We start from the raw sequence: 26,914 nt of genomic DNA, 5'->3' as shown, positions 1-26,914 counted from the left end.
TTGGCTTAGATTGAAATCCCCAAATAATTACTAGGGGTAATTTGCTTGAGTTCGCTTTTGATTTCGTCGGTCACCTGAAGTCCGTCAATAAATGCGTGCATGGAAGCTTTGTTTATGGCGGTATGGGTTCTCGTCAAGTCCTTAAGGGCTTCATAGGGGTTTGGATAGGCTTCTCTACGCAATATGGTCTGTATAGCTTCGGCTACCACGGCCCAATTGTTTTCGAGGTCTTGTGCGAATTTATCGGCATTTAAAAGCAGTTTATCCAGTCCTTTTAGCGTGGCTTCAAAGGCGATAAGGGTATGTCCGAACGGCACACCTATGTTGCGCAACACCGTGCTGTCGGTCAAATCTCTTTGCAGGCGTGACACCGGCAACTTCGCCGATAAGTGTTCAAAAATGGCGTTGGCAATGCCTAGGTTTCCCTCGGAATTTTCAAAATCGATCGGATTGACCTTATGGGGCATGGCCGAAGAACCGATTTCTCCCGCTTTGATCTTTTGTTTAAAATACTCCATAGACACATAGGTCCAGATGTCGCGATCCAAATCCAAGATGATGGTATTGATGCGCTTTAGGGCATCAAAGAAGGCTGCAAAATGGTCGTAATGTTCGATTTGAGTGGTTGGAAAAGAATGTTTTAAACCCAAATTGGTTTCGACAAAATCATTCCCAAATTGTCTCCAATCCTGTTTGGGATAAGCAACGTGATGCGCGTTGAAATTTCCCGTTGCTCCACCAAATTTGGCGGCGAAAGGAATGTTGTTCAGCAAGCGCAGTTGCTCTTCCAAACGCTCTACAAACACGTGAATCTCCTTGCCTAAACGCGTTGGAGAAGCCGGTTGTCCGTGTGTACGCGCGAGCATCGGAATGTCTTTCCACTCCAGGCTCAACGCCTTTAACTTGTTGACCAATTTGATAAAAAGCGGCATATACACCTCTTGAAAAGCCTCTTTTGTAGAAAGCGGTATGGCGGTATTGTTGATGTCTTGAGAGGTTAAACCGAAATGGATAAATTCCTTATACGCCTGCAATCCCAGATTGTCGAAAGCCGCTTTTACGAAATACTCCACTGCCTTGACATCGTGATTGGTCGTCTTTTCGGTTTCCTTGATTTCCAAGGCATCTTGGGTGGTAAAATTTTGGTATACCTCGCGCAATTTGGGGAAAACTTCCGGCGACACGCCTTGCAATTGTGGCAAGGGAATCTGGCATAAGGCTATAAAGTATTCAATTTCGATTAATACGCGATATTTAATCAGGGCTTCTTCCGAAAAATAAGCCGCTAAAGAATTGGTTTTATTTCTATAACGTCCGTCAATAGGGGAAATAGCATTCAGTTCTGTTAACATAAATGTAGGAATGTGTTGTTAAGATGCAAATATAAACTATTAATGAGAAAAAGGGAAACGCTGTTGCCCAAAATGAAAAAAGGCTGTCGTTGCGACAGCCTTAGGGTTTATTTGGACCATTCCAAGATGGAATCCTTATTCATTTTGACATAGTCGGCATTGTTTGCCTTTTCAGCCAATTCCAACGATTTTTTGGCGGTTTCAATAGCACCTTTTTTATCGCCTAACTTGGCTTGAATCTGCGATTTCAATCGGATGAAATAATAGGGGGCATTCGCTCCGCTCTTTTCAATGGACTGATCGATCCAGGTCAAAGCCTTATCCAGGTCTTTATTAATCAAAAAGTAATACTGAGCCGCAGCGTAATAATCGCTCGCCTTAGGCCCAGCCAAGGTTTCGTCTATACTGGCCAAGGCCAATTTCTGAGACGGCACCTCTATATGAATGGCCACCATGGTTTTTTCCCAAGAAATCTCCAAATCGGCTCCATCGACATCTACACGGCTAAACGCCAGTGTAAAGGTTTCTACATTTCGCGTTAAAGCAGCGGGTTTGACGTTGGTTCTCAAAGCCACTTTAGACTCGTCCCAGGTTTCTGGCAATCCCCAGTTGTTGGTATTCGAATAAAAAATCACGTCCCAAGACTCTGCCTTAGGCAAGGTATACAAGGCGTATTTTCCTTTTTTAAGGGTTTTTCCGTGGATCACCACATCGTCACCAAAGGTCACTATGGTATTGACATTGGCTCCGGTTCTCCACATTCTGCCGTAGGGAACCAAATCTCCAAATACAGAACGTCCCCGCATATTGGGTCTGGTGTATTCGATACTGATGTCGGTCAGTCCCACTACCTGTTCTATCTTTGCCTTGGTACTCATCTGCGGTACTTGTACTTGTGCCATCCCCATATAAGAGGTCAGCAGCAAAGCCATCAAAACTATTTTATTCTTCATGATATCTGGTATTTAATAACTATTTTTTAGCGAGGCCTTCCAACAGCCAATTTTTATAGGTATCCACATCAGGGGTATATCCTATTGGACTGCTCAAACGGTTTTCGTCGGCATCTAAGACGATATAATAAGGCTGTGCATTGGCTTTGTAGTGGGTAATTTGAAAGTCACTCCACTTGTTTCCAATACTCTTGATCTTTCTACCCGTTTCTGGAGAGATGTATTGTTCTGCTTCTGGCAGCAGTTGTTTGTCGTCTACATAGAGCGAAATCAAGACAAAGTCTTTTTTCAACAGCGACAACACCGCAGGATCGGACCAGACGTAGTCTTCCATCTTGCGACAGTTGACACAAGCAAATCCGGTAAAATCGAGCAATACCGGTTTATTAACCGATTTTGCATAGGCGATTCCCTTTTGGTAATCGGTAAAAGCAACCAAGTCGTGTGCCCCCAATTTAGCACCATCGGGCAATTCTTGTACCTCAGCACTTCCGCCGCCTTTGGAATTTCCAACGCCATAAGGGCTTTCGCTATAGGTCATCGGAGGTGGAAAGCCAGAAATAATTTTTAAAGGCGCTCCCCACAAGCCCGGAATCAGGTAAATGGTAAAGGTCGAAACCAATAAAGCCATGGCCAAACGACCCACGGAAATATGATCCATCGGACTGTCGTGAGGCAATCTGATTTTGCCCAACAAATACAAAGCCCAAGCGCCAAAAATAGCGATCCAAATAGCCAAGAAAACCTCTCTTTCCAACCAATGTGCTTGCAATACCAAATCGGCATTGGACAAGAATTTAAAGGCTAAAGCCAATTCCAGGAACCCCAAAGAGACCTTGATTGTATTTAACCAACCACCGGATTTAGGCATGGAATTCAACCAACCTGGGAACATGGCAAACAACATAAATGGCAAGGCCAGAGCGGTTGAGAATCCCAACATTCCAACGATTGGAGCGATGCCTCCCTTAGAAGCAGCTTCGACCAATAAGGTACCCACTATAGGTCCGGTACAAGAAAAAGACACTATGGCCAAGGCCAAGGCCATAAACAAGATACCGACAAACCCGCCGCGATCGGCTTGAGAGTCGACCTTATTCGCCCAAGAATTGGGTAGCATAATTTCGAATGCCCCCAAAAAGGAAGTGGCAAAAACAACGAGTAAAACGAAGAAAATTACGTTAAACCACACATTGGTAGACAGGGCATTTAAGGAGTCTGCTCCAAAAACCGCTGTAACTATGGTGCCCAATACCACGTAAATCAAGATGATGGACAAACCGTATAAGATGGCATTTCTAATGCCTTTTGCACGCGTTTTACTCTGTTTGGTAAAGAAGCTCACCGTCATGGGAATCATCGGAAACACACAAGGGGTAAGCAAGGCGGCAAATCCGGATATAAAAGCGATAAAAAAGATGGTTACCAAGCCCTTTTTCTCTTCCTTAACCGGCGTTACAACCTCCGTCGCTGGGGCAGCTGCTACCGCAGTATCCGCAGTGGCTTCCTCAAAGTTGGCCACCTCTGTAGCCGTTAGCGTAGCCAAGTCAAAAACAAAGAAATTGCTCTGACTGATACACACGTCTAAACAAACCTGATAGCCCAATTCCAATTGAATGTTCTTGAGGTCTTTGTTGGTGACTTTAATTTCCTGTACAAATTGAACAGGCCCGTCGAAATAGGTTTCATCGACTTCGAAAACATCGTTGTAGGTGGTTTTCGTTGCGCTTTCTTTGGCTTTTCCCGCTACGAGGTAATTCCCCTTTTCGTTGTTAAACAGCAACTCTGCCGGTAACGGACCGCCGTCTGCAGTAAATTGGGAATACAAGTGCCAATCTCCTTCGACAACACCGTCGAGGGTGATGGTGTATTCGGTATCTGATTTCTTCTCTATTTTAGACTTCCACTTGGCCGGATTGACAATTTGTGCCTGTACCGTAACTATAGAAACCAAAAAAAGAAGCAAATAGGCTAATTTTCTCATTGGATTAATTGAATTTTTAAAATGTTTATAGTTGTATTTTTTATCTTAAATCGATCATCCATTCGACCTCCAACAATCCATACAATTTGGTTTTCTGAGCACAAAATCCAAGCGGCTTCCTTATCGATTTGTGAGTATTTTTCATCTTTAAAGTATTTGCTTATCTTTTTTGCTCCTTGCATACCCAACGGGTAAAAAGAATCTCCTTGTCGCCATTTTCTCAGGGATAGGGGAAACTGCAATCGGTCTCTATCTACGTAAATAGTATAGGTATCATCCTGTGGTAAAAGTTGAGTTTGTCTTTCATTTTTTAGGGTTATAGGTTGTGTTATCGTTTCGTTTTCATCGAGGTAATAGACTTGTTCTGCGGCAGCTAAAACGCTTTTAGGTGCCAAAATCAATTCGCTTCTGTTTTTCAACAGCAGATGCGAATCGGAAAAAATAATTTTGCCCGTACTGGCCTCTATCAGGGCATCTACATCGTTCCAGTTTTTAAAGCCATAGGGCTGCAACCAAAAGTGGAGGTAGGCCAAGTAATTCGCCTTTGTTTTCAGTTCGGCTATATCGATGTGGCATTTTTCGTCCACTTCGGTTACCACCTGTTTATAATGCGTCTCGGACGCATCTTTGACCATGCCGTTGGCTTCCCTTAAAAAGGAAATCGAATTTTTAAACGCGTGGAGAAAACCCGGATTGCTCTCCTTTAAAAGGGGCACCACGTTTTTCCTCAGCTTGTTTCTCAAGTACTTGGTTTCGGCATTGCTGCGGTCTTCCCGCCACTCCCAGGCCTGGGCCAGGGCGTGTTGATAGATTTCCTCTCTAGAAAATATCAGCAGCGGTCTCACGATGCGCTGGTTCTGTTCCGGTATTCCCGTCAGTCCATCCAAACCCGTTCCTCGTGAAAAGTTGATTAAAAAAGTTTCCACGGCATCGTCTAGATGATGAGCCGTGAGTACAAAATCCAGCTGTTGTTCGTTTAGGAGTTGCTCAAACCAATCGTAACGCAAAGATCTCGCCGCAATTTGAATCGACACGCCCTTTTCTTCGGCGTACTGCTCTGTATCAAAAGAGATGCCAAAAAAAGGAATTCCCCTTTGAAGGCAAAGCGCTTCCACAAAGCTTGCGTCCTGATCGCTTTGCTCTTCCCGCAATCGGAAATTGCAATGCGCTACGGCGATATCGAGTTTTAAATCGGCTAATAAATGCAGCATCACCACACTGTCGACCCCCCCACTTACCGCGAGCAATAACTTGCCCTGAAGTAAATCTGGAAATCGCGTTTGTAGGTGTGTTTTGAGTTTGGCTAACATTTTAAAAATTAAAGTTACCAAAGTAACATATTTTATTTGTTTTTTGAAACCTCTTTTTTGCCAAAAAAATTAAAGATTTGATAAATTTTCGCATAAATAGCTTGATGCAATCCCCACTTGCGCAGTAATATGCTGTGGACTAACCTCGCGGGAATTATCGGGTGTGCGTTCGGTAGCGAGCGGACTTATGACAACTGCAAGGCGGTTTTCATCGCCTGAGCTTTTAATAGACACTCGCGGTATTCGGCCTGAGGATCGGCTAAAATGGTCAGGGCGCTGCCTACGGAGAAGGAAAGGTAATTGCGGTCTTTGTTGTAGAGTATGGTTCGGATGACTACGTTAAAATCAAAATCGCCCTCGGGTGTAAAATACCCAATAGCGCCGCTGTACAAGCCCCTTTTGGTTTGTTCGAGGCTCTCGATGATTTTCATGGCCGAAATCTTAGGCGCACCGGTCATGCTTCCCATGGGATAGCTCGATTGAATGACCGCTATAGGCGAGGTGGTCGCTGCCACTTCGGACACTACGGTAGAAATCATTTGATGTACCTGTTTAAAGGTGTAAACCGCACAGAGTTCTTCGACCACCACCGAGCCCTTGGTTGCGGTTTTGGACAAGTCATTGCGCACCAAATCGACTATCATCACGTTTTCTGCCCGTTCTTTAAGGTCGTTTTGCAAGGCGGTTCGCGCCTGATTATCTTCCGCCTGCTCCACATAGCGCTTTGCCGTTCCCTTAATCGGTTGTGAGATTATGGTGGTTCCCCTCTTTTTTAAATAGCGCTCCGGAGAGGCCCCCAGAGCATACTGATTGCGATGTTTAAAAAAAGTGGCAAAAGGCGGGGTGGAAATCGCGTTTAACCGGCGGTATACCTGTAGGGGATCTATAACGGCATTTTCGGCGAAAAACTCCATGCAGAAATTGGCTTCATAGAGGTCGCCTGCCTGAATATGAGCCAACATTTTCTCGGCTCTAATCACATACTCCTCTTGCGAAATGCGTTGCTGTATCTCGACGTTTACCGGTTCCACCGCTTCGAACAAAACCGTTTCGCGGATCTCGTTTAAGTCGCTCTCCCACTCGTCTGCACAATTATTGAGGTAGCGTATTTCGAGCTGCTGTCCTTTGACGATCAGTATTTTTTGAGGCTGAAAAAAAAATAACTCGGGAAACAGCAATCCATCGGTATGGGCGGACTGCAATTTTTCCACATCATTTTTTAAATCGTAGGTCAAATAACCAAAAATCCAGTCTTGTGTTTGGGTATAGTATTCATCTAAGTCGACGAAAGCGCGGAAGTGGTCGGTTTGAATAGCCGTAAAGGCATCGACCGCCAGCAAGTAATCGAAGTCCGAATAAGGGCTGGTATTGTCGTTGCTATCCAAAAAAACTACTTCGCGGAACTGTTGTGCCCACTGAAGTAGTTTGTCTTTAAAATCGGTATAAACCGTTAAGTCAACCCGGATTGCGTTTCGCATGGCTTATGCCCCTTCGGGTAGGTTTGCAGATGAATAGTTTTTCCACTTTTCGATGCACTGCACCATATCGGCGGGAATATCGGAATTAAAACGGATAAATTCTTTGGTAATCGGGTGTTGAAAACCAAGAGTTTTGGCGTGTAACGCCTGACGGGGCAACACCTGAAAACAGTTTTCTACAAATTGTTTGTACTTGGTAAAGGTGGTTCCTTTTAGGATTTGATGTCCGCCGTAACGCTCGTCGTTAAAGAGGGTATGTCCAATGTGCTTCATGTGCACGCGAATCTGATGTGTGCGTCCGGTTTCCAGTCGGCAGCTCACCAGCGTTACATAGCCCAATCGCTCGAGTACTTTATAGTGGGTTACCGCGTATTTTCCGTTGGCTTCATCGTCGTAAGCAGCCATTTGCATTCTGTTTTTGACGTGTCGACCGATATAGGTTTCCACCGTGCCCTCTTCTTCCGTCACATTGCCCCAGACCAAAGCGACATATTCTCTTTCGGTGGTTTTTTCGGCAAACTGACGCTGGAGTTCACTCATGGCCCATTCGGTTTTGGCAATGACCAACAACCCGCTGGTATCCTTGTCTATACGGTGCACCAAACCCGGTCTTTCGCTGCTGTTGAGCGGCAAATTTTCAAAGTGGTAGGCCAGGGCATTGACCAGGGTACCGGTATAATTACCGTGTCCGGGATGTACGACTAAACCCGGTTTTTTATTGATTACCAATAGGGTATCGTCTTCATATACGATGTCTAATGGAATGTTTTCCGGTAAGATTTTATTTTCAAAAGGGGGTTGTTCCATCAAAACGCGCACCACGTCGAGCGCCTTGACCTTGTAGTTGGATTTTACCGGTATTTCGTTAACAAAGATATTGCCGTTTGCAGCGGCCTGTTGAATTTTATTTCGCGTGGCATTTTCTACTAAATTCATCAAAAACTTATCTACTCGCAAAGGCGATTGCCCTTTAGAAGCTTCAAATTTGTAATGTTCGTATAAGTCTGCTTCTAATTCGTCTGAGAATTCAAAAATTTCTTGCATTTATTCGGCTGTGTTGTTTTCAATTTCTGGAGCTACATCCAATGCTTCTGCAGGTATTCCCGCTCTACCGTCTCCCAATACAAAATCGATTTTTGAGGCTTTTAAAACCTTGTCTCCAGCGCTAAGCGCCTTGCCGTTTTGTCTGACTTGCAAGACCACATCGCGACCGATATACGTCTGGTACGAAGTGGTTCCCAATTCGAGTCCCATGGCCTCAACCGTAGCCAATGCTTGTCTAAAAGTTAACTGATTTAAGTCGGGCAAAGTTATTTTGGAGTAGCCCGCTGCGTTTATCTTTACGTAAATCTTTCTGTTTTCCTTCACTCCTGCTCCTGCTATGGGATCTTGCTCCACTATAGACAATGGGGGAATGCTTTTATCGTAGTCCAAAGTATCTAAAATCACCAAGGTCAAATTTGCATTTTCCAAAGCGCGTATGGCCAAGTCAACCTTCATTTTGCGCAATTCGGGAACGGCGATTTTCTGACCGTGATTGGTAGAGCTTTTCATCCATTTTAATGCGACAAAACTAATCACTACAATAATGATTACAGCCAAAGCTACATTGATAAAAAAAGCTTTTGTCGTGATAAATTTTTTAATACTCATAGAAATATAATTTTGACAAAGATATAAAATAGAAAAGATTTTTTGTTTCTATGTTTTATTATAAATTTGTTTAATTGATGCCCTCCTAATAAAAGGGTATTTCCAATAGACAAAATCCGTAGAAATGAAGCATGTAGCTATAATAATGGGGGGGTATTCCAGTGAATATAAAATATCGCTTCTCAGTGGAAATGTGGTATACCAGTCTTTAGACCGGACCAAATACGTTCCATACCGCATTCACCTCTTAAAAGACAAGTGGGTTTATGTGGCCGAAGACGATACGGAGCACCCGATTGACAAGAATGATTTTTCGGTGAACTACCAGGGCAACAAGATCCGTTTTGACGTGATTTTCAATGCCATCCACGGCAGTCCAGGCGAGGACGGACTGATTCAAGCGTATTTGGAGCTGTTGCACTTGCCTCATACCTCTTGCGGTTTCTATCAGGCGGCGCTAACGATGAACAAGCGGGATATGCTATCGGTATTAAAGCCTTATGGCATTAAAACCGCCATTTCATACTACCTCAATCAGGGCGATTATTTCGATGCGGAGGAAATCATCCAAAAAGTCGGGTTACCGTGTTTTGTCAAACCCAATAAATCGGGATCGAGTTTTGGCATTTCCAAACCCAAGACGTCCGAAGAATTGCTGATTGCCATCGAAAAAGCCTATTTGGAAGACGATGAAATCATCATAGAAAGCTTTTTGGAGGGCACAGAGGTTTCTGTGGGCGTTATCAATTACCGCGGAGAAATCACCGTTTTACCGATAACGGAAATCGTTTCGGAAAACGACTTTTTTGATTATGAGGCCAAGTATATGGGTAAATCCCAAGAGATTACTCCGGCGCGTATATCCGCTGAAGTCGCTTTAAAAATTGCGGAAACCGCCAAAAAGATATACCTGATATTAAAGATGGAAGGCTTTTCTCGCAGTGAGTTTATCCTGGTTCGAGACGAGCCCTTTTTACTGGAGATGAATACCGTTCCCGGATTGACCAATGAGAGCATTTTGCCTCAACAAGCCTTAGCGGCGAATATATCGCTTGCCGAATTATTTGATAATGCCATTAGTTTGGCGCTAGACAAGTCCCCATTATGAGAAGAGCTGTTTTCCCCGGTTCGTTTGACCCGATAACCAACGGTCATTTCGATATTATTTGTCGCGGTTTACCCCTATTTGACGAGATTATCGTGGCCATAGGTGTTAATGCAGAGAAAAAATATATGTTTTCACTCGATGAGCGCAAGCGCTTTATCGAAGAGACCTTTAAGGACGAACCCAAGATTAAGGTGCGTACTTACCACGGATTAACCACGGATTTCTGTATCGAAAACGAGGCTCAATTTATATTGAGAGGCCTGCGAAATCCGGCGGATTTCGAGTTTGAAAAAGCCATTGCGCATACCAATCGATTTTTGACCAAAATAGAAACGGTCTTTTTGCTCACCGCAGCGAGTACGTCCTTTATCAGTTCGAGTATAGTGCGGGATGTGATACGCAACAAAGGCGAATACCAACGCCTGGTTCCCAAGCCGGTATTTGTCAAGCGATAAAACAGCTGTTTACAAAAAAGGTCGACCCAACGCGGTCGACCTTTTTTTATGGCATTCTACTTACAATATCGCGGAATCTTCAATCAGTAGTTTGATGTTTTCATACGAATTTTCCATCGCTGCTTTGACCTGTAGCTTATTCAGCCAGGCTACTTCTTCGATTCCCTCTTCGATTTGTCCGACCGCAGTACCGTCAAAGTCGGTCTTCATCTCAAACCAATGGGTAATCTTGAGCTTGTATTTGCCATTGCGCTTAAAAACGTGGTAGGTTTTTTGCAGTTTTTTAGTGATTTCCAAACCGGTTACTCCGGTTTCCTCTTCCACCTCTCGAATAGCGGTTTGTTCGATTTCTTCGTTTTTTTCTATACCTCCTTTGGGCAAATCCCATTTGCCATTTCGCAGGATAAACAGAATTTCGCCCTTAGCATTGTACACCAATCCCCCGCCTGCTTTTTGAACGGGAATTTTTTCTTTAATCTTTTTTAGTATTTCTTTTTCATTGGGATGATAAAGAAAAGCCTTTTGGATTTTATTTTGAAAATATTTAATGATAATTTTGTCGATATCGACACTATCTAACAAAAACAATTGAAAATCGGTTTCTTTCACAATTTCGTTTGTTAGAAATAGAGGTTTGTCGTTTACAAAAACTTTATACATTTGTACTATGATTTTTAATAGAGAAACAGCACAAAAAACGGCCGAATTGCTTTTACAAATAAACGCAATTAAATTAGATCCTAAAAATCCTTTTACTTGGGCATCGGGATGGAAATCGCCAATTTACTGCGATAACCGCATAACCCTCTCATATCCAGAGATTAGAAAATTTCTAAAAAATGAGTTTGCGAAAAACATCGAAGCCCAATACGGCAAGCCCGATGTGATTGCAGGGGTGGCTACGGGTGCTATTGGTATTGGATTGTTGGTTGCAGAAGTACTGGAATTGCCTTTTGTATACGTGAGACCGGAAGCGAAGAAACACGGCAGACAAAATCAAATCGAAGGGCAATTGGAAGCGGGCAAGTCCGTTATAGTGATCGAAGATTTGATCAGTACGGGAAAGAGCAGCTTGCAAGCCGTTGAGGCTTTAAAGGCAGCGGGAGCTGATGTCTTGGGCATGGCCGCTATTTTTACCTACGGCTTTGAACTGGCAGACGGCAACTTTAAAGAAGCCGGTGTGGAATTGATGACACTTAGCAATTACAGCACTTTATTAGACAGTGCGGTAGAAAAAAAGTATATTTCGGAAACCGATTTGGAAACCCTAAAAGAATGGCGTAAAAACCCGTCTATCTGGAGCCCTAAATAAGTCGCGAATTCCAAAAACCGCTGTAGCGTTGTGCGCAACGATTTGTTTGCTATCTTGGTATACCACAAAAGTTCGCGCTATTAAAACAGCTATTGAAAAACAAAAAACAGTTACACTATGAAACTAGAAAGTCCAAAGGTTACCGTAGCCAAGTCCGCAGAATATATTTTTGAGGCGTTGAGCGATGTCAAAAACTTTAAACAATTGATGCCGGATTCCATCGCCAAATTTGAGGTGGTCGACGCCGATTCTTTTATTTTTGGCTTAAAGGGCATGCCTGAAATCAAACTGAGAAAGAAAGATCAAATCGCCCCGACAAAAATTGTGTTGGGTGCTGCTAGCGACAAACTGCCGTTTACGCTGATTGGCGATATCGAACCGATTGATGCTACGCAGTCGACAGTGCAATTGCATTTCGAAGGCGAATTCAATCCGATGATGGCCATGATGGTCAAAGGTCCGATTGGAAAATTCATCGAAACCCTAGCCAACAACATGCACAAGCTCTAAGGAGCGATTTGTTTATACACCAAACAAACAAGCCCCCGATTGAAGTCGGGGGCTTGTTTGTTGTTAGCGTAGCGGCTAGGCTTTATTTGACTTGCCTGACTTGCTTTATCACGGCCGCATCGACGTCCTTAAAGTCTTTTACAAAATACTCCGCCCCCGTAAGGTCTTGCATTTTGGAGTTTTCGCTGTGGTAGGCGATACAAAATATATCTGCGGCACAAGCGGCACGAACGCCACTGGTACTGTCTTCGATTATGGCACATTGCTCTTTAGGTGCTTTGGAAAGCGAGGCGGCGTGTAAAAAGATTGCCGGATCGGGTTTTGACTTGGGAAAATCTTCTCCACTGACGATATGCGTAAAATAGGGATAGAGCTCAAATCTATTGAATACCCGATGAATCGTACCCTTAGAAGCCGATGAGGCTAAAATCAACTGAACGTCGTTTTGATGCAAGTCGACAATTAACGCCTTTACACCAGCGATCAACTCCAAATCTTCTTTGGTATCGAAGGCGTCATTAAAGAAGAAGCGCTTGCGGAGAATCAGGTCTTCCACCTCTTGTTCCAATACAAAATGTGCTTTGAGCTTTTGAAAGACGTTTCTAGTAGAATTTCCGGTAAAGGAAGCATACATCTCTGGAGACACGAGGATTCCCAGTTCGTTAAAAAGTTTGTAGTAGGCGTATTTATGTACCGGTTCCGTATCGACGATTACCCCGTCCATATCAAAAATAATGGTCTTAATCATTGTTTTTTTTACAAAGGTACTTCCTTTTTTTACATCTTAAAACAAAAGTGGGTTTCTAAGTCGCAGCAGCTATAAAATTCCGCAAAAGTGCCAATATCGATTAAAACAATGGGATTGGATTTCCCGCTTGTGTCGCAAAATGCTTAACTTTCGCCCCTAGAATAAAATGCATTTGGAAGAAGAAGCCCTATTTATAAAAAGATTAATCCATCCTAGCACTCAAGAGGCTGCCTTTCGGGAGTTGGTGAGTCGGTATAAAAAACCGCTTTACCACCACCTGCGCACCCTATTGCTCCACCACGACGATACCGATGACGTGTTGCAGAACACCTTTATCAAAATCTTTCGAAACATCCAGAACTTCAAAGGCGAAAGCAAGCTCTATTCGTGGATGTTTCGCATAGCCACCAACGAGGCCTTGACATTTTTAAAGCAAAAAGCAGCCAAAAAACAGTTGTCGTTGGACGATTTATCCGAACAATTGGTACATTGGATTCAAGAAGATGCCCTCTATACCGGTGACGAGATTCAACTGTTGCTGCAAAAAGCCTTGATTACCCTGCCCGAAAAACAGCAGTTGGTTTTTAAGATGAAGTATTTTCAACAGTTGGACTACCAAACCATATCCGAAATTTTGCAGACCTCCGTAGGTGCCCTAAAGGCCTCCTATCATCATGCCGTAAAAAAAATAGCATTATTTTTAAAAGACCATTAAACCTTTGTAACTCCTTTGAGTCTAACTAATAAGAATGAAAAAGAATATGAAAGAACCCAACGACAACATACTACCCGAGGTACAGGACGTTTTTAAAGTTCCCGAAAACTATTTTGAGAATTTTGACGACCAACTGTTTGCCAAATGGAAGGCATCGCCACAGCCCGTGGCCAAGAAGGTGTTTTCTATTTCACGATATGCGTATATCGGGGCTGCCGCAGCGGTGTTGCTGTTGGTCGGATTGGGATTTTGGCTGGACCACAGCCAGAGTAATACCTTGAACCCTACGGATATTGAAAACTACTTTCAGTCTCAATCCCTAGCACTTCCGTCAGACTTGGCCCAAGATTTTGACGAAGACGATTTAAAAGCCTTGGAGAACTCTTTAAATCTGCACGATTTAAAAATAGACGACTACCTGCTGAGCAGTACGGATATCGAATATTATTTGAATGAATAAACTTATTTTTATGAAAAAACTCTTCACTATATGCTTGCTGTACTTTTTTTGTCAGAGCCTCAGCGCACAGCAACGCGGAAATCACGATCAAATCAATTCGTTAAAAATCGCTCATATCTCTTCGGAATTGAGTTTTACCGCCAAGGAAGCCGAGAAGTTTTGGCCGTTGTACACCGCCTATTCCGAAAAGATGCACGTATTGCGCAACAATGCTATGGCTCGATATATTCGCAATACCGATATGGAAACCATAGACAAAATGCAAGAGAAAGAAGCCGCAGAGGCCTTGAAGAAGATGATCAGTTACGAGACGGAATACCTGACGGTTCGCTCGGAGTACCTCGGGGATTTGCAAAAGGTTTTGAGTGCCAAGAAAATCATCCAACTCAACAAAGCAGAAGACGACTTCAATCGCAAGCTGCTCAAACAGTATCGCGACAAAAAATAATCCGCATTATTTAATGCCGATTTGCAGGGAGTATGACGTCCTGTGCGATTCCGACACAATAATCCCTATATTTTTTAAAAAATCAGTCTGAAAAGAACTATCTTTGTAGGCTGATTTTATATTTATAATGAGACTACACAGAAATTTAACATTTACCGTAATTGACTCTATTTTATCGATCTACAACGATGGCGAATACGCCGATAAAGTGGTATCCAGAGCGCTAAAGAAAGACAAAAGATGGGGAAGCACCGATCGAAAATTCGTTGCTGAAACAATATATGAGATGGTTCGTTGGAAGCGACTTTACGCAGAAATTGCCGAAGTTAAAGAACCGTACAACCGCGATGAAGTTTGGAAAATATTTGCGGTTTGGGCCGTATTAAGAGGCTATAAACTTCCGGATTGGAAGTATTTTGAAAAAACACCGGTACGCAAGATCAAAGGCCGTTTTGACGAGCTGATAAAAATTCGTAAATACAGAGAGTCTATACCAGACTGGATGGACGAATTGGGACTGAAAGAACTCGGCGAGGAGACTTGGAATCAAGAACTCGCTGCACAGAACAAACAAGCTCAAGTAATTTTACGCGTCAACACCCTTAAAACCACTCGCGAGAAATTGCGAGCCATTTTGATGGATTTGGATATAGACACGATTTTAGACGACAATTATCCCGATGCGTTAATTTTAAAAGAGCGCGCCAACGTATTCTTGACCGATGCTTTCAAAGAAGGCTTTTTTGAGGTACAAGACGCTTCGTCTCAATTGGTTGCTCGTTTTCTGGACATCCAACCGGGTATGCGCGTGGTGGACACTTGTGCTGGAGCCGGAGGAAAAACCCTACACATGGCTTCCCTCATGGAAAACAAAGGGCAGATTATCGCTATGGACATCTACGAGAGCAAGCAAAAGCAATTGAAGATCCGCGCCAAGAGAAATGCCGCTTTCAACATCGAATACCGCATAATCGACTCTACCAAGGTGATTAAAAAACTCCACGAAAAAGCAGACCGCGTTTTGATCGATGCGCCTTGTAGTGGTTTGGGTGTACTCAAGAGAAACCCAGATAGCAAATGGAAACTACAACCGGAATTTATAGACAACATCAAACTGGTTCAAAGACAAGTATTGGAAGACTATTCTAAAATCGTTAAGCCAGGCGGTAAATTGGTTTATGCCACTTGTTCTATACTTCCCTCTGAAAACCAGGAGCAGATTGCATTTTTCCTAAAAACGGAAATCGGCTCTCAATTTAAATTGGTTGAAGACCGACGTATTTTGGCTTCGGAATCGGGTTTTGACGGTTTCTACATGGCTTTAATGGAGCGCAAAAAATAATTTACTACCCGTAAAAACACCTTTAATCCACCCTTATGACTAGAACTTTTTTATTCATCATCGGTGGATTTTTCTTTTCCACCCTAGTCTCCGCCCAATCCTGTGACGAAATCAACTACTATAAAAGCGTCGACTTCTCCTTGTCGGGATTGGCTTTAAAAAGCCAATTGACTTCCAAAATCACTCAAACTCATACCCGAGCACTGACCTACAAACAGCTTTGGAACGCGCTGCAGATTTGCGACTTGGACCCGAGCAACGCCAAGCAGGTATTGCTGCTATACGGCTGGCCCGAGGAGCGCCAAGGCAGGCAAAGCCGAACGCGAAATAAAAATCAAAGCGGCGGTGCGCGCAACAACTGGAATCGGGAACACACCTATGCCAAGTCTTTGGGACGTCCGAATTTGGGCAGCAGCGGCCCCGGTGCAGATGCCCACCACATTCGCGCAACAGACGTGGACTGGAATGCGGCCCGAGGTCATTTAAAATTTGCCGACGGCAAGGGAAAATCCGGAAAATCGGGTAAGGGATGGTATCCCGGCGACGAATGGAAAGGCGATGTAGCCCGAATGATGATGTATATGTATGTCCGTTACCAAACCCAATGCCTGCCCGCAAATGTCGGCTACGGCAGCACCGAGTCCACGCCAGACGGGATGATTGATTTATTTTTAAAATGGAATGCCGAAGACCCGGTATCCACCTTGGAACGGCAGCGCAATACCTATATGGGCAACGCAAAAAACAGCTATGCCCAAGGCAATAGAAATCCGTTTATCGACAACCCCTATTGGGCAACTCGAATATGGGGTGGCCCCATGGCGGAAAACCGATGGAAATCTGCGGCAATTACCAAAAAATAACCGAAGTACGCCACACGCGTTAACCGCATAAAAAAAGCCGAACGTGCGTTCGGCTTTTTTTATGGGTATCAACTCGATTAGTCCAGTCTGAGAAACTGTCCTTTGTCGTCGAAGATCAATTCAATTTTGTTGTTCAGCTTAACCTCTTGTCGGTTTCCTGTTTTTAACTCCCATTCCGTGATGTAATTAATACCGTAGTTCTTGGTTATATAATCTTGTATACCCGCATGTATAATCGAGTTGGGTAAACCCGACTTGCATTCGGCCTGAATGATTCTTGAATTTTTATCAAAATCCAACTCGGTTCCGTCTTCAAACTTTATCTCGTAAGTGGTTTTCAACAACTCTTTATCGATTTTGGCTGAACGAAATACCTTATCGCCAAAGTTCTTGGCTATAAAAGATTTAATTTCCTTCGGCAATTGTTCTTGGGTCAACGGGATGTCTTGTGCAAAAGCACCCAGCCCAACAAACATCATCAATACTGTTAAAAAAAAGGTTTTTTTCATAATATTTAATTTTTAAAATCCGTCAATATTCATTTGAATCCACAGAGAAAAACAACTGCTATAGAATCGATAATCCTTTAACTACTCTAAATTAGTAAAAAATATCGAGATACCCAAATTAAATCTACAGCCGCTTTTCACCTTTTTTACTCGAGAATAGTCCGGTCTTTTACAAAACAGAAACGGGGAACTATAGCTATAATTCCCCGTTTTCCGATATGTGGTTTTAGAACGTGTTAATCGTTCATCGATTTCAAAAATTCGTCGTTGTTATTGGTCTTTTTGATGTTGTCGTTGATGGAGTTCATCGCCTCAACAGAATTCATATCTGCTAAATAATTGCGAATAGCCCACATCTTTTGCAACATGTGTTTGTCCAACAACAAGTCGTCTCTTCTCGTACTTGACGAGGTGAGGTCGATTGCAGGGAAGATGCGTTTGTTGGCAATCTTACGATCCAATTGCAACTCCATATTACCGGTACCTTTAAATTCTTCAAAGATCACTTCATCCATCTTGGATCCGGTATCGGTTAAAGCGGTAGCAATAATACTCAAGGAACCGCCGTTTTCGATGTTTCTGGCTGCTCCGAAGAAGCGTTTAGGCTTTTGCAAGGCATTGGCATCTACCCCTCCACTAAGCACTTTACCCGAAGCGGGTTGTACCGTATTGTAAGCTCTGGCCAAACGCGTAATGGAATCCAAAAGAATTACTACGTCGTGACCGCATTCCACCAATCGCTTGGCTTTTTCCAAAACGATATTGGCTACTTTCACATGGCGTTCTGCCGGCTCATCAAAAGTCGAAGCAATTACTTCGGCATTGACACTGCGCTGCATATCGGTTACCTCCTCGGGTCTTTCATCGATCAATAAAACGATCAAATACACCTCTGGATGGTTGGCAGCAATGGCGTTGGCGATGTCTTTAAGGAGCATGGTTTTACCGGTTTTCGGCTGTGCTACAATCATACCACGTTGTCCTTTTCCAATGGGAGCGAACATATCCATGATACGCGTAGATACCGTACTGCGCTTTTCGTCTAATTTAAATTTTTCGTCGGGAAACAACGGGGTTAAATGTTCAAAGGAAACCCGGTCTCTCACCACTTGAGGGTCGTGTCCGTTAATTTTGGAAACGCGCACCAAAGGGAAAAACTTTTCGCCCTCTTTGGGAGGACGCACTACTCCTTTTACCGTATCTCCGGTTTTTAGTCCAAAAAGTCTAATCTGCGATTGCGACAAATAAATATCATCTGGAGACGATAGGTAATTGTAATCGGAAGACCTTAAGAAACCGTAGCCATCGGGCATCATTTCCAAAACCCCTTCACTTTCTATAATACCGTCAAATTCGTAGTCCGGCTCTCTGTATTGCGGCTTTTTATTCTTCGCAGCAGCGTTGGGATTGTTGTTTTGATTGGGATTATTTTGATTCGGATTGTTTGAATTGGAATTCCCGTTGGTATTGGAATGGTTGTTATTGGGATTCGCGTTTGCTTTTTTGGCGGGAGTAGGCTGCGTTGATTTGGTTGCTTCCGATTCTTTTGCCTCGGAAGCTGGAGTGGGTCTCAGCTCTTTTTTCACTCGTTGTTTGGCAACAAATTCTTTTCTCGGAGCAGTTTCTTCTCTCGTTCCTTCGGTTGGCTTTTCCTCGGAATCCTTGGCTGCTGCCGTGGTATTTTTTCTGTTATCGGGACGCTGGCGTTCTGGCCCGCGTTGTACTGGTGCACTGCGTTCTACCACTTCCTTCGGTGCTTGAGGCACAACTTCTTCGGTTGGGATGTTTTCGCTCACTGGCGCAACGGTTTCGATTTTTTCTGGTGTAGTTCCTTCTTTTTTATCGTCAGAAGCAACTCTTTTTCTCTTTGGTTTATCCACTGAACTGGCTATGGGAGCATCATCCGTAGTTGTAGCCGAGACTTTAACAGACTCTGGATTAGCGGCCTGATAATCTAAAATCTGATAAACGAGCTCATCTTTTTTTAAATACCGGTATTTGCTAATCTTTGCATTTTTTGCGATTTCTTGAAGCTCGAGAAGCTTCATTTCTTTTAATACAGAAATGTCAAACATAGAAATGTTTATTGTTTAAATTTAATGGAATTGTTGTGTTGTATGTTTTGTTGGAGTGTTATTCAAATTTGAAGTAGCCATAATATGAAGCACTTACAGCTATGTCCTGCAATATTACGAATTAATTTTAAAAAACAATAGGATTTTACAAAAAAGAAACGTTATTTTTGTCTTTTCAAAGAATAAAACATGATTCAAAGAATACAAACCATCTACTTATTGCTGGCCCTGATATTTTCGGGAGTGCTTCCCTTTGTATTTCCACTGTGGAAAACAACGGGTGATATTCCTTTTTATTTTATGGAAAACGCTGCGTACACCATCCTTTTTGGCTTGTCTACCAGCTTAAGTGTTATCAGTATATTGGCCTATAAAAAAAGACAAAATCAATTTGTGTTAAACCGATTGAACCTCATATCAAACGTTATATTACTAGGATTATTTGTGTATCGCTCTCTAATGATATCTGGAGAAACCGCGGAAGTGGTTTCTGAGAAAGGTATTGGGATGTTCCTCCCCATTGTTTCTATCGTGTTGTTGGTCTTGGCCAACAAAGCCATCAAGAAGGATGAGGATCTTGTAAAATCTGTAGATCGATTGAGATAAACCTTTCATCTTAGTTTATTAGTGCGCCAAAAACCGAACCCTAGGGTTCGGTTTTTTTATGCTTGGGAAATTCGATGATTTCGAGGTTTTGGATTTTTCCGCTGTCGATTTCAAAGCGCAACATGGTGCGGACTTGATGAAATCCCGAAATCCCTGCTGCACCGGGATTCAAATGCAAGAGTCCCAAAGTTTTGTCGAACTGCACTTTTAAAATATGCGAATGCCCGCAAATAAAAATTTGTGGCGGATCGAGTCGAAGCGCTTCCTTAACCCGCGCATGGTATTTACCGGGATACCCCCCGATATGCGTAATCCACACCCGCATGCCCTCGCAGACGAAGCGATTGTCTTCGGGAAATTCACCTCGGGCTTCCACCCCATCGATATTGCCGTAAACCGCCCGTAGGGGCTTTAATTTTTTTAAGGCATCCGTTACGGCTATGGCCCCAATATCGCCGGCATGCCACACCTCGTCGGCTTGATTGACGTATTTCAATATGGTGTCGTCGAGGAAACTGTGGGTATCGGAGAGCAATAATATTTTTTTCATCTCTTTGTTTTAAGCAGGTCGGACCGAGGTCTTATCGTTTTATTACTCGGTGTAAAATTCAATTAAATCGGCTATAGCCCTTTGGCAAACCGGGCAGAATTCCGCTGCGGTATTGGTTTTCATCCGGCAATCTAAAGCGGCTTTGTAAATCTTTTTTCCCGCCAGTCCTTCATAAACGCCCAAGGGATATTTTTTGCTGTCTTTTAACGGCGTGGGTATAGGGGTATTCGGCTTTAGAAGCGCTTTCCACTTGGAGTCAAAATCTTTTAAGGTGGTGATGTTTTGCTCCCAGGGTTCGAGTGTTACCGACTGCATATCGCTCAACACGTCGGATTCGTAAAAATACTCGTCGGACAAGCCGGCAAAACTATGTCCAAATTCGTGAACCACCACGGGTTTAAAATTCGCATGGCCCGTGGTTGTCAAGGTATAGGCGTTGTAAATGCCTCCCCCGCCATACACCTCGGTATTGGCCAGTATAATGATGTGTTCATAGGGAATGCCCGCCAACACATCGTGGAGTTTTTTCAGTCGGGCCGTGGTTAAATAACGCTCGGAATAAAAGGTGTCAAAATTGGATTCTACCGCCGTGCGCTTCCATTGCTGCTCACGCGGTACACTAACGCCCGAATCGACCGAAGCGCTTTCTACGGCATAAAAATTAAAGCGCTCTTTAAATTGACCAAACGGCTCATGTGCGAATATTTGCGCTATAGTGGTCTGTGCGTACTGCTTAAAGAGATCCATTTGATCTGCTTGAAAGCCCTCTGCCACGATCACCACATCAATCGCCTGAGCAGCTGTGGCCTTGTGCAGCAATACGTGCGGGCTAACTCCTTGGTATCCCTTTTTGTGAATCAGTATATCCGCAGGATCTATACGCTGTTGGAGCACTACCGGGTAATTTCCGTCTTCGTCGATCAGCGCGATTTCGATGCGCACTTGCGACTTGGGAAACGGCAGTAAGAAAACGTTTTCAAAGTTTTTTGAAATTTCCTGAGCTTCTGCCGTCGACAGCCACTCTTGGTACAAGGTGCTAAAGCTGTTGGTATAGATGAGTTGTTCGGTTTTGAGGTCGTACATACTGATGGTGCCGTTGCCCTTTAAATGATTTTTATCCAAATGTCGTTTTCTACCCGCCCATTTGGGAAGCTCATTGACCTCGTCTATAACCACGCTCTGCCTAAGGGCATTGCCGGCAAAAACGGCATCGATTCGCAAGGTTTTATCGACGAAAAAACGATCAAAATCCTGACCATACGCCAGGGTTGTACACAGCAACCACACTAAAGCTATAACACGCATAAATGACTTTTTTAATTGAAAAACAAAGGTAATTAAATAATTTGCCACAAACAGCCTCAGGTGGAACTCGAATGCCAGTCGTTGCCCGTTCTGCACCCCCGCTTCGCATTAAGGACTGAAGCGGCATCCTTTTTAGGGCGTTTTTTGCCCTAAAAAGATATAGCGAAAGGCCTGGGCCGCAGGCAATGCCCCCAAGAAATCGACGAGATCGCTGCTGCGAGTATCCGAAGGATTTACGTTAAATTTATTTTACTAAAAACTTCCAATGATTAAATTAGATTATATTTGTAGTTCGAATAATTATGGACCTTCAATTTTGAGATACTTTATAGAATTTGCCTATCAAGGCACCCATTATCACGGATGGCAATCTCAGCCGAACACCAAAACCGTTCAGGAAACCCTAACAAAAGCGCTTGGTATTTTACTAAAAACGCCTTTGGAATTGGTTGGTGCTGGCCGTACAGATGCCGGAGTACACGCGCGGCAAATGTATGCACATTTTGATTTTGAGGGTTTCATTGACAGCCCGGTATTAACGGCCAAGCTCAATTCGTTTTTGCCGGAAGACATCGTGGTTTATGCCTTTCACACGGTCGGTGACGAGGCACATGCGCGCTTTGATGCCAGCAGTAGAACCTATGAATACCACTTGCATTTATTTAAGGACGCCTTTAAAAAAGAGCTGAGCTGGTACCACTTTCGGCCGTTGGACATCGATCGTATGAACGAGGCGGCGAAAATCCTTTTTGAATACGAAGATTTCGAGTGCTTTTCCAAAAGCCATACCGATGTGTTTACCTACAACTGTACGATAACCGAGGCGCAGTGGACGCATAACCAAGACAGTTTGGTCTTTACTATACGGGCCAATCGGTTTTTGCGCAATATGGTGCGCGCCATAGTGGGTACCCTTATTCAAATTGGCTTAGGCAAGTCTACCGTAGCGCATCTTCGAACCATCATCGAAAGCAAAGACCGAGGACAAGCTGGTTTTTCAGTTCCTGCAAAAGGATTATTTTTAACCCGAGTATCATACCCTTATTTTGAATGAAAGCGATAAAATCCATATCACTCCAAAAAATATTACGCTATTCCAAGCCCTACCAAAACCGCTTTAACTGGGTAATTGTCTGGGCGATATCCCTTTCGATATTTGCCGCTTTACGCCCGTATATGCTCAAGCAAACCGTAGATGATTACGTGCAAAAACACGACGGTCAGGGTTTGCTTATTTACGTGGGATTAATGGGAATTGTATTGCTTTTGGAGGTGGTTTCACAGTTTTATTTTGTGTACTGGGCCAACTGGCTGGGGCAAGACATCGTCAAGGATATTAGAGAAGAATTGTTTCGCAAAATCAACTCTTTTAAAATGCGCTATTTCGACAACGAACCGGTGGGCAAATTGGTTACCCGCGCCGTTTCGGACATCGAGTCGATTGCCAGTATTTTTAGTCAGGGCCTCTTTATGATTGTCAGCGACTTGCTCAAAATGGTGGTGGTGCTGGGTATTATGTTTTATATGAACTGGCAGCTGAGCTGTATAGTCATTATCGGTATGCCGATTTTACTCTATGCCACTCGCGTTTTTCAATTGAAGATGAAAGGCGCCTTTCAAGAGGTGCGCGCGCAAATTTCCAATTTAAACACCTTTATACAAGAGCGCTTAACGGGTATGAAAATCGTACAGCTCTTTACGCGTGAAGAGGTGGAATACGAGAAGTTTAAGGAAATCAACCACAAACACAACAACGCCTGGCTCAAAAATATCTTATACAACTCCATTTTCTTTCCCATAGCGGATATCGTTTCTTCGCTAACCTTGGGTTTTATCATTTGGTACGGGGGTATGTCTATTGCCAACGGCAGTACCTTGACCACTTTCGGAGATTTATTTGCCTATACCATGCTGATCAATATGCTGTTTAACCCCTTGCGTCAGATCGCCGATAAGTTCAATGTGATGCAAATGGGTATCATCGCGGCAGAGCGGGTTTTTGAAGTTTTGGAGATCGAAGACGAGGTGGAGCAAAACGGTACGCTAACAGCGCCACAATTCAGAGGGAATCTCGAGTTTCGAGATATTCACTTTAGCTATATACCCGGTGTTGAAGTACTCAAGGGGATTGATTTGCAAATCAAAGAGGGCGAAACCGTAGCGATAGTCGGGTCGTCCGGAGCGGGAAAATCGACCATCATCAATTTGCTAAACAATTTTTACGAACTCGACAAAGGAAGCATCACGATCGACGGCACGGACATCAAGGCATTTACGCTGGAGAGTCTACGCAAACAAGTGGCTGTGGTGCTGCAAGACGTGTTTTTGTTTAGCGACTCCATCTTAAACAACATCACTTTGCACAATCCTTCGATTACGCGAGACGATGTGGTTGCGGCAGCAAAAAAGATTGGCATTAACGACTTTATCGAAAGCCTGCCCAACGGTTACGATTACAACGTCAAGGAACGCGGCATTATGCTGTCGTCGGGGCAGCGTCAATTGATTGCCTTTTTACGAGCGTATGTCAGCAATCCGAGTATTTTAATTCTCGACGAGGCGACCTCGTCCATAGATACGTATTCCGAAGAATTGATACAAACCGCCACGGCTTATTTAACCCAAGGGCGAACTTCGATTATCATTGCACATCGATTGGCGACCATCGTCAAAGCGGATAAGATTATCGTGATGGATCAGGGACAAATCGTAGAAATGGGTACCCACAGCGCGTTGATTCAATTGCCCAAGGGCTATTATAAAAACCTGTACGACTCTCAGTTCTCCACCGTGGAAATAGCTCAGAACAAGGAAATAGATGCGTTGAGAAATCAGCTTTAAATCTGGGGCTAGCACTTGAAAAATCAAATAAAAACAATTGAAAACAACTTTTAATTACGAAAGTTTTAATAACGAAATTAAATGATTAATTTCGTAGCTGAATTATATAGAAACACATAGATATGAAATTCGATATTATTGTATTAGGAAGTGGTCCTGGAGGTTATGTAACCGCCATTAGAGCATCACAATTAGGCTTTAAAGTAGCTGTAGTAGAGAAAGAAAATTTGGGAGGAATCTGCCTTAACTGGGGATGTATACCAACCAAAGCACTTTTAAAATCGGCACAGGTTTTTGATTATTTAAAACATGCTTCTGACTATGGTATCAACATAGATGGAACTTTTGATAAAGATTTCTCTGCGGTTATCGCCCGTTCTAGAGGAGTTGCAGAGGGAATGAGCAAAGGTGTTCAGTTCTTGATGAAGAAAAATAAAATTGAAGTGATCAACGGTTTTGGCAAAGTAAAAGCGGGTAAAAAAGTGGATGTTACCGACCCAGATGGCAAAGTAACTGAAATTTCAGCCGACCACATTATCATCGCCACAGGAGCGCGTTCAAGAGAATTGCCCAACCTGCCTCAAGACGGTAAAAAAGTAATCGGATACCGTCAAGCGATGACGCTTGCGGAGCAACCTAAGAAAATGATTGTCGTAGGTTCTGGCGCCATCGGTGTGGAATTTGCTCATTTCTATAACGCTATGGGAACGGAAGTTACTGTAGTGGAGTTTTTGCCGAACATAGTTCCGGTTGAAGACATCGACGTTTCTAAGCAATTTGAGCGTTCGTTGAAAAAAGCGGGAATCAAAATCATGACCAATGCTTCTGTCGAAAAAGTAGACATTAGCGGAACTGGTGTAAAAGCGACGGTTAAAACGGCTAAGGGAGTAGAAATACTCGAAGCAGACATCGTACTTTCTGCCGTGGGGATCAAATCCAATATCGAAAACATCGGATTGGAAGAGGTCGGTATCGCTACAGATAGAGATAAAATATTAGTAAACGATTTTTACGAAACCAACATCCCGGGTTATTACGCTATTGGCGATGTGGTTCCAGGACAGGCTTTGGCTCACGTAGCTTCTGCCGAGGGTATCCTTTGTGTTGAAAAAATTGCGGGTCACCACGTAGAGCCTTTGGATTATGGAAACATACCGGGTTGTACTTATGCAAGTCCGGAAATTGCCTCTGTTGGAATGACCGAGCAAAAAGCCAAAGATGCGGGTTACGAAATCAAGGTGGGTAAATTCCCGTTCTCGGCTTCTGGAAAAGCGAAGGCTTCTGGAACTCCTGATGGTTTTGTAAAAGTGATCTTCGATGCTAAATACGGAGAATGGTTGGGATGTCACATGATTGGCGCTGGTGTTACAGACATGATTGCAGAAGCAGTTATCGCTCGTAAATTGGAAACTACCGGTTATGAGGTATTAAAAGCGGTTCACCCTCACCCTACGATGAGTGAAGCGGTGATGGAAGCTGTAGCCGATGCCTATGGAGAAGTGATTCACTTGTAAAAGATTTTTATAACTAACAAAAAGAGCCGTTTCAAATGTTGAAACGGCTCTTTTTGTATCTACTCGTTTGCGGATTGGTATCGTTGTAACTCCGCCAGGAGTTTAATTCGATCATTCGGTATGCTAGCCCGTGGAATAAGCAAGGCGACAGCTCTATATAGGGCTTATTTACCGAGCCAATTTGCCAATATTTGTTTGCCTACTGCTGTCAATATACTTTCGGGATGAAACTGTACAGCACGTACATCATAATCCCGATGCCTTAGTGCCATGATGACATTCATTTCGTCTATTGCAGTCACTTCTAAGCAATCTGGAAGCGAATGTGCTTCCACCGCCCAGGAGTGATAACGTCCTACCTCAAATTGACCGGGAAGATTTTTAAAGAGTATTTCTTCGGGTACGGTTACGGTAATCAGAGAGGCTACGCCGTGCAAGGGCTTTTCGAGATTGAACAAATACCCGCCAAAAACTTCGGCTATGGCCTGTTGTCCCAAACACACGCCCAAAATACTTTTGGTGGCCGCATATCGTCTGATTACTTGCTTTAACAACCCCGCCTCCGACGGTATACCCGGACCGGGAGAAAGCACGATTTTATCAAAATACTCCAAATCGTCTAAGTCGAATTCGTCGTTTCTATACACCACTACCTGCTCTTCTAAATCCTGCAGGTAATGCACGAGATTAAAGGTAAAACTGTCGTAATTATCGATGACTACTATTTTCATGCTGTTTTTTTTAAATCTTGCTCACGGCAAGCGAATCTACTTATCGAATAGGGCGTTTTTAAAAACCTTTGCAAAACCCCGTCAAAGATACT

General features: G+C 43.4%; 27 protein-coding genes. 13 read left to right on the top strand and 14 right to left on the bottom strand.

All coding sequences use genetic code 11. The features are described 5' to 3' along the window. Positions 1 to 5 precede the first annotated feature (5 nt). The 7 genes from purB to ACQZ43_RS09095 form a co-directional block, all read right to left on the bottom strand. Entirely contained in the window at positions 6 to 1,352 is a 1,347-nt protein-coding gene (gene purB, locus ACQZ43_RS09125; RefSeq protein ID WP_430611886.1) for an adenylosuccinate lyase, read from the bottom strand. A 107-nt stretch (positions 1,353 to 1,459) separates the two neighbouring features. Further along, entirely contained in the window at positions 1,460 to 2,305 is an 846-nt protein-coding gene (locus ACQZ43_RS09120) for a DUF2911 domain-containing protein (RefSeq protein WP_430611884.1), read from the bottom strand. 19 nt (positions 2,306 to 2,324) lie between these two features. After that, entirely contained in the window at positions 2,325 to 4,289 is a 1,965-nt protein-coding gene (locus ACQZ43_RS09115; protein WP_430611882.1) for a cytochrome c biogenesis protein CcdA, read from the bottom strand. Continuing rightward, positions 4,286 to 5,620 (bottom strand): tRNA lysidine(34) synthetase TilS, encoded by a 1,335-nt coding sequence (gene tilS / locus ACQZ43_RS09110; protein WP_430611880.1) that lies wholly within the window; start codon positions 5,618 to 5,620, stop codon positions 4,286 to 4,288. The genes ACQZ43_RS09115 and tilS overlap by 4 nt, the downstream gene beginning before the upstream one ends. A 164-nt stretch (positions 5,621 to 5,784) precedes the next feature. Continuing rightward, the gene (locus tag ACQZ43_RS09105; protein ID WP_430611878.1) at positions 5,785 to 7,077 is read right to left on the bottom strand and encodes an anthranilate synthase component I family protein; all 1,293 of its coding nucleotides are present in this window, start codon (positions 7,075 to 7,077) and stop codon (positions 5,785 to 5,787) included. A gap of 3 nt (positions 7,078 to 7,080) precedes the next feature. Next, positions 7,081 to 8,121, bottom strand: coding sequence for an RluA family pseudouridine synthase (locus ACQZ43_RS09100; RefSeq protein WP_430611876.1), 1,041 nt, complete (start codon positions 8,119 to 8,121; stop codon positions 7,081 to 7,083). Next, positions 8,122 to 8,730 (bottom strand): PASTA domain-containing protein, encoded by a 609-nt coding sequence (locus ACQZ43_RS09095; protein ID WP_430611874.1) that lies wholly within the window; start codon positions 8,728 to 8,730, stop codon positions 8,122 to 8,124. Positions 8,731 to 8,854: 124 nt separating this feature from the next. Here ACQZ43_RS09095 and ACQZ43_RS09090 point away from each other — a divergent pair, with 124 nt between their 5' ends. Together ACQZ43_RS09090 and coaD are read left to right on the top strand one after the other, a co-directional pair. Continuing rightward, on the top strand, positions 8,855 to 9,838 hold the full coding sequence (locus ACQZ43_RS09090; RefSeq protein ID WP_430611872.1) for a D-alanine--D-alanine ligase: 984 nt from the start codon (positions 8,855 to 8,857) through the stop codon (positions 9,836 to 9,838). Continuing rightward, positions 9,835 to 10,293 (top strand): pantetheine-phosphate adenylyltransferase, encoded by a 459-nt coding sequence (coaD, locus tag ACQZ43_RS09085; RefSeq protein ID WP_430611870.1) that lies wholly within the window; start codon positions 9,835 to 9,837, stop codon positions 10,291 to 10,293. Before ACQZ43_RS09090 ends, coaD begins: the two co-directional genes overlap by 4 nt. Positions 10,294 to 10,353: 60 nt before the next feature. Here the strand turns inward: coaD and ACQZ43_RS09080 are convergent, their stop codons facing one another. Then, a complete protein-coding gene (locus ACQZ43_RS09080) occupies positions 10,354 to 10,953 on the bottom strand; it encodes an NUDIX hydrolase (RefSeq protein ID WP_430611868.1) in 600 nt (199 codons plus the stop codon). 7 nt (positions 10,954 to 10,960) lie between these two features. Between ACQZ43_RS09080 and pyrE the strand changes: the two genes are divergently transcribed. Continuing rightward, positions 10,961 to 11,605, top strand: coding sequence for an orotate phosphoribosyltransferase (gene pyrE, locus ACQZ43_RS09075; RefSeq protein ID WP_430611866.1), 645 nt, complete (start codon positions 10,961 to 10,963; stop codon positions 11,603 to 11,605). 117 nt (positions 11,606 to 11,722) lie between these two features. After that, the gene (locus ACQZ43_RS09070) at positions 11,723 to 12,115 is read left to right on the top strand and encodes an SRPBCC family protein (protein WP_430611864.1); all 393 of its coding nucleotides are present in this window, start codon (positions 11,723 to 11,725) and stop codon (positions 12,113 to 12,115) included. Positions 12,116 to 12,197: 82 nt separating this feature from the next. Here ACQZ43_RS09070 and ACQZ43_RS09065 read toward each other — a convergent pair whose 3' ends face one another. Next, on the bottom strand, positions 12,198 to 12,863 hold the full coding sequence (locus ACQZ43_RS09065) for an HAD family hydrolase (RefSeq protein ID WP_430611862.1): 666 nt from the start codon (positions 12,861 to 12,863) through the stop codon (positions 12,198 to 12,200). 172 nt (positions 12,864 to 13,035) lie between these two features. Between ACQZ43_RS09065 and ACQZ43_RS09060 the strand changes: the two genes are divergently transcribed. The 5 genes from ACQZ43_RS09060 (at position 13,036) to ACQZ43_RS09040 (ending at position 16,691) form a co-directional block, all read left to right on the top strand. Continuing rightward, on the top strand, positions 13,036 to 13,578 hold the full coding sequence (locus ACQZ43_RS09060) for an RNA polymerase sigma factor (protein ID WP_430615643.1): 543 nt from the start codon (positions 13,036 to 13,038) through the stop codon (positions 13,576 to 13,578). 34 nt (positions 13,579 to 13,612) lie between these two features. After that, positions 13,613 to 14,038, top strand: a complete 426-nt coding sequence (locus ACQZ43_RS09055; protein ID WP_430611860.1) for a hypothetical protein — start codon at positions 13,613 to 13,615, stop codon at positions 14,036 to 14,038. Positions 14,039 to 14,048: 10 nt separating this feature from the next. Beyond that, a complete protein-coding gene (locus tag ACQZ43_RS09050) occupies positions 14,049 to 14,486 on the top strand; it encodes a hypothetical protein (protein WP_430611858.1) in 438 nt (145 codons plus the stop codon). A gap of 127 nt (positions 14,487 to 14,613) precedes the next feature. Next, a complete protein-coding gene (locus ACQZ43_RS09045) occupies positions 14,614 to 15,828 on the top strand; it encodes an RsmB/NOP family class I SAM-dependent RNA methyltransferase (protein ID WP_430611856.1) in 1,215 nt (404 codons plus the stop codon). A gap of 35 nt (positions 15,829 to 15,863) precedes the next feature. Beyond that, complete coding sequence (locus tag ACQZ43_RS09040) at positions 15,864 to 16,691, top strand: endonuclease I family protein (RefSeq protein ID WP_430611854.1); 828 nt, start codon at positions 15,864 to 15,866, stop codon at positions 16,689 to 16,691. A 77-nt stretch (positions 16,692 to 16,768) separates the two neighbouring features. On the opposite strand, the gene ACQZ43_RS09035 is transcribed toward ACQZ43_RS09040, so the two are convergent. Both ACQZ43_RS09035 and rho read right to left on the bottom strand, forming a co-directional pair. Continuing rightward, a complete protein-coding gene (locus tag ACQZ43_RS09035; protein ID WP_430611852.1) occupies positions 16,769 to 17,200 on the bottom strand; it encodes a PepSY-like domain-containing protein in 432 nt (143 codons plus the stop codon). 236 nt (positions 17,201 to 17,436) lie between these two features. After that, positions 17,437 to 19,275, bottom strand: coding sequence for a transcription termination factor Rho (rho, locus tag ACQZ43_RS09030; RefSeq protein WP_430611850.1), 1,839 nt, complete (start codon positions 19,273 to 19,275; stop codon positions 17,437 to 17,439). 189 nt (positions 19,276 to 19,464) lie between these two features. Between rho and ACQZ43_RS09025 the strand changes: the two genes are divergently transcribed. Continuing rightward, on the top strand, positions 19,465 to 19,881 hold the full coding sequence (locus tag ACQZ43_RS09025) for a DUF4293 domain-containing protein (RefSeq protein ID WP_430611848.1): 417 nt from the start codon (positions 19,465 to 19,467) through the stop codon (positions 19,879 to 19,881). 40 nt (positions 19,882 to 19,921) lie between these two features. Here ACQZ43_RS09025 and ACQZ43_RS09020 read toward each other — a convergent pair whose 3' ends face one another. Both ACQZ43_RS09020 and ACQZ43_RS09015 read right to left on the bottom strand, forming a co-directional pair. Further along, positions 19,922 to 20,431 (bottom strand): metallophosphoesterase family protein, encoded by a 510-nt coding sequence (locus ACQZ43_RS09020; RefSeq protein WP_430611846.1) that lies wholly within the window; start codon positions 20,429 to 20,431, stop codon positions 19,922 to 19,924. A gap of 42 nt (positions 20,432 to 20,473) precedes the next feature. Then, positions 20,474 to 21,736, bottom strand: coding sequence for a M64 family metallopeptidase (locus tag ACQZ43_RS09015; RefSeq protein ID WP_430611844.1), 1,263 nt, complete (start codon positions 21,734 to 21,736; stop codon positions 20,474 to 20,476). Positions 21,737 to 22,052: 316 nt separating this feature from the next. Between ACQZ43_RS09015 and truA the strand changes: the two genes are divergently transcribed. The 3 genes from truA (at position 22,053) to lpdA (ending at position 26,091) form a co-directional block, all read left to right on the top strand. Next, positions 22,053 to 22,790, top strand: a complete 738-nt coding sequence (gene truA / locus ACQZ43_RS09010) for a tRNA pseudouridine(38-40) synthase TruA (RefSeq protein ID WP_430615641.1) — start codon at positions 22,053 to 22,055, stop codon at positions 22,788 to 22,790. Further along, positions 22,787 to 24,577 carry an ABC transporter ATP-binding protein gene (locus ACQZ43_RS09005; RefSeq protein WP_430611842.1) on the top strand — a complete coding sequence of 597 codons (1,791 nt, stop codon included), beginning with the start codon at positions 22,787 to 22,789 and terminating at the stop codon, positions 24,575 to 24,577. Before truA ends, ACQZ43_RS09005 begins: the two co-directional genes overlap by 4 nt. Positions 24,578 to 24,699: 122 nt before the next feature. Then, a complete protein-coding gene (lpdA, locus tag ACQZ43_RS09000) occupies positions 24,700 to 26,091 on the top strand; it encodes a dihydrolipoyl dehydrogenase (protein WP_430611840.1) in 1,392 nt (463 codons plus the stop codon). Between the two features lie 164 nt (positions 26,092 to 26,255). On the opposite strand, the gene ACQZ43_RS08995 is transcribed toward lpdA, so the two are convergent. After that, a complete protein-coding gene (locus ACQZ43_RS08995) occupies positions 26,256 to 26,822 on the bottom strand; it encodes an anthranilate synthase component II (protein ID WP_430611838.1) in 567 nt (188 codons plus the stop codon). Between the last annotated feature and the right edge of the window lie 92 nt (positions 26,823 to 26,914).

The sequence above is a fragment of the Flavobacterium sp. JP2137 genome, assembly GCF_050562195.1.
Taxonomy (GTDB): Bacteria; Bacteroidota; Bacteroidia; order Flavobacteriales; family Flavobacteriaceae; genus Flavobacterium.
Note: the sequence above shows the minus strand (reverse complement) of the source record. Positions and strands in the feature narration are given on the sequence as shown.

Excerpts from the sequence above, each read along its gene's own strand:
- purB (WP_430611886.1), bottom strand. The coding sequence starts at position 1,352 with ATGTTAACAGAACTGAATGCTATTTCCCCTATTGACGGACGTTATAGA.
- ACQZ43_RS09120 (WP_430611884.1), bottom strand. The coding sequence starts at position 2,305 with ATGAAGAATAAAATAGTTTTGATGGCTTTGCTGCTGACCTCTTATATG.
- ACQZ43_RS09115 (WP_430611882.1), bottom strand. The coding sequence starts at position 4,289 with ATGAGAAAATTAGCCTATTTGCTTCTTTTTTTGGTTTCTATAGTTACG.
- ACQZ43_RS09105 (WP_430611878.1), bottom strand. The coding sequence starts at position 7,077 with ATGCGAAACGCAATCCGGGTTGACTTAACGGTTTATACCGATTTTAAA.
- ACQZ43_RS09100 (WP_430611876.1), bottom strand. The coding sequence starts at position 8,121 with ATGCAAGAAATTTTTGAATTCTCAGACGAATTAGAAGCAGACTTATAC.
- ACQZ43_RS09095 (WP_430611874.1), bottom strand. The coding sequence starts at position 8,730 with ATGAGTATTAAAAAATTTATCACGACAAAAGCTTTTTTTATCAATGTA.
- ACQZ43_RS09090 (WP_430611872.1), top strand. The coding sequence starts at position 8,855 with ATGAAGCATGTAGCTATAATAATGGGGGGGTATTCCAGTGAATATAAA.
- coaD (WP_430611870.1), top strand. The coding sequence starts at position 9,835 with ATGAGAAGAGCTGTTTTCCCCGGTTCGTTTGACCCGATAACCAACGGT.
- ACQZ43_RS09080 (WP_430611868.1), bottom strand. The coding sequence starts at position 10,953 with ATGTATAAAGTTTTTGTAAACGACAAACCTCTATTTCTAACAAACGAA.
- pyrE (WP_430611866.1), top strand. The coding sequence starts at position 10,961 with ATGATTTTTAATAGAGAAACAGCACAAAAAACGGCCGAATTGCTTTTA.
- ACQZ43_RS09070 (WP_430611864.1), top strand. The coding sequence starts at position 11,723 with ATGAAACTAGAAAGTCCAAAGGTTACCGTAGCCAAGTCCGCAGAATAT.
- ACQZ43_RS09065 (WP_430611862.1), bottom strand. The coding sequence starts at position 12,863 with ATGATTAAGACCATTATTTTTGATATGGACGGGGTAATCGTCGATACG.
- ACQZ43_RS09055 (WP_430611860.1), top strand. The coding sequence starts at position 13,613 with ATGAAAAAGAATATGAAAGAACCCAACGACAACATACTACCCGAGGTA.
- ACQZ43_RS09050 (WP_430611858.1), top strand. The coding sequence starts at position 14,049 with ATGAAAAAACTCTTCACTATATGCTTGCTGTACTTTTTTTGTCAGAGC.
- ACQZ43_RS09045 (WP_430611856.1), top strand. The coding sequence starts at position 14,614 with ATGAGACTACACAGAAATTTAACATTTACCGTAATTGACTCTATTTTA.
- ACQZ43_RS09040 (WP_430611854.1), top strand. The coding sequence starts at position 15,864 with ATGACTAGAACTTTTTTATTCATCATCGGTGGATTTTTCTTTTCCACC.
- ACQZ43_RS09035 (WP_430611852.1), bottom strand. The coding sequence starts at position 17,200 with ATGAAAAAAACCTTTTTTTTAACAGTATTGATGATGTTTGTTGGGCTG.
- rho (WP_430611850.1), bottom strand. The coding sequence starts at position 19,275 with ATGTTTGACATTTCTGTATTAAAAGAAATGAAGCTTCTCGAGCTTCAA.
- ACQZ43_RS09025 (WP_430611848.1), top strand. The coding sequence starts at position 19,465 with ATGATTCAAAGAATACAAACCATCTACTTATTGCTGGCCCTGATATTT.
- ACQZ43_RS09020 (WP_430611846.1), bottom strand. The coding sequence starts at position 20,431 with ATGAAAAAAATATTATTGCTCTCCGATACCCACAGTTTCCTCGACGAC.
- ACQZ43_RS09015 (WP_430611844.1), bottom strand. The coding sequence starts at position 21,736 with ATGCGTGTTATAGCTTTAGTGTGGTTGCTGTGTACAACCCTGGCGTAT.
- ACQZ43_RS09005 (WP_430611842.1), top strand. The coding sequence starts at position 22,787 with ATGAAAGCGATAAAATCCATATCACTCCAAAAAATATTACGCTATTCC.
- lpdA (WP_430611840.1), top strand. The coding sequence starts at position 24,700 with ATGAAATTCGATATTATTGTATTAGGAAGTGGTCCTGGAGGTTATGTA.
- ACQZ43_RS08995 (WP_430611838.1), bottom strand. The coding sequence starts at position 26,822 with ATGAAAATAGTAGTCATCGATAATTACGACAGTTTTACCTTTAATCTC.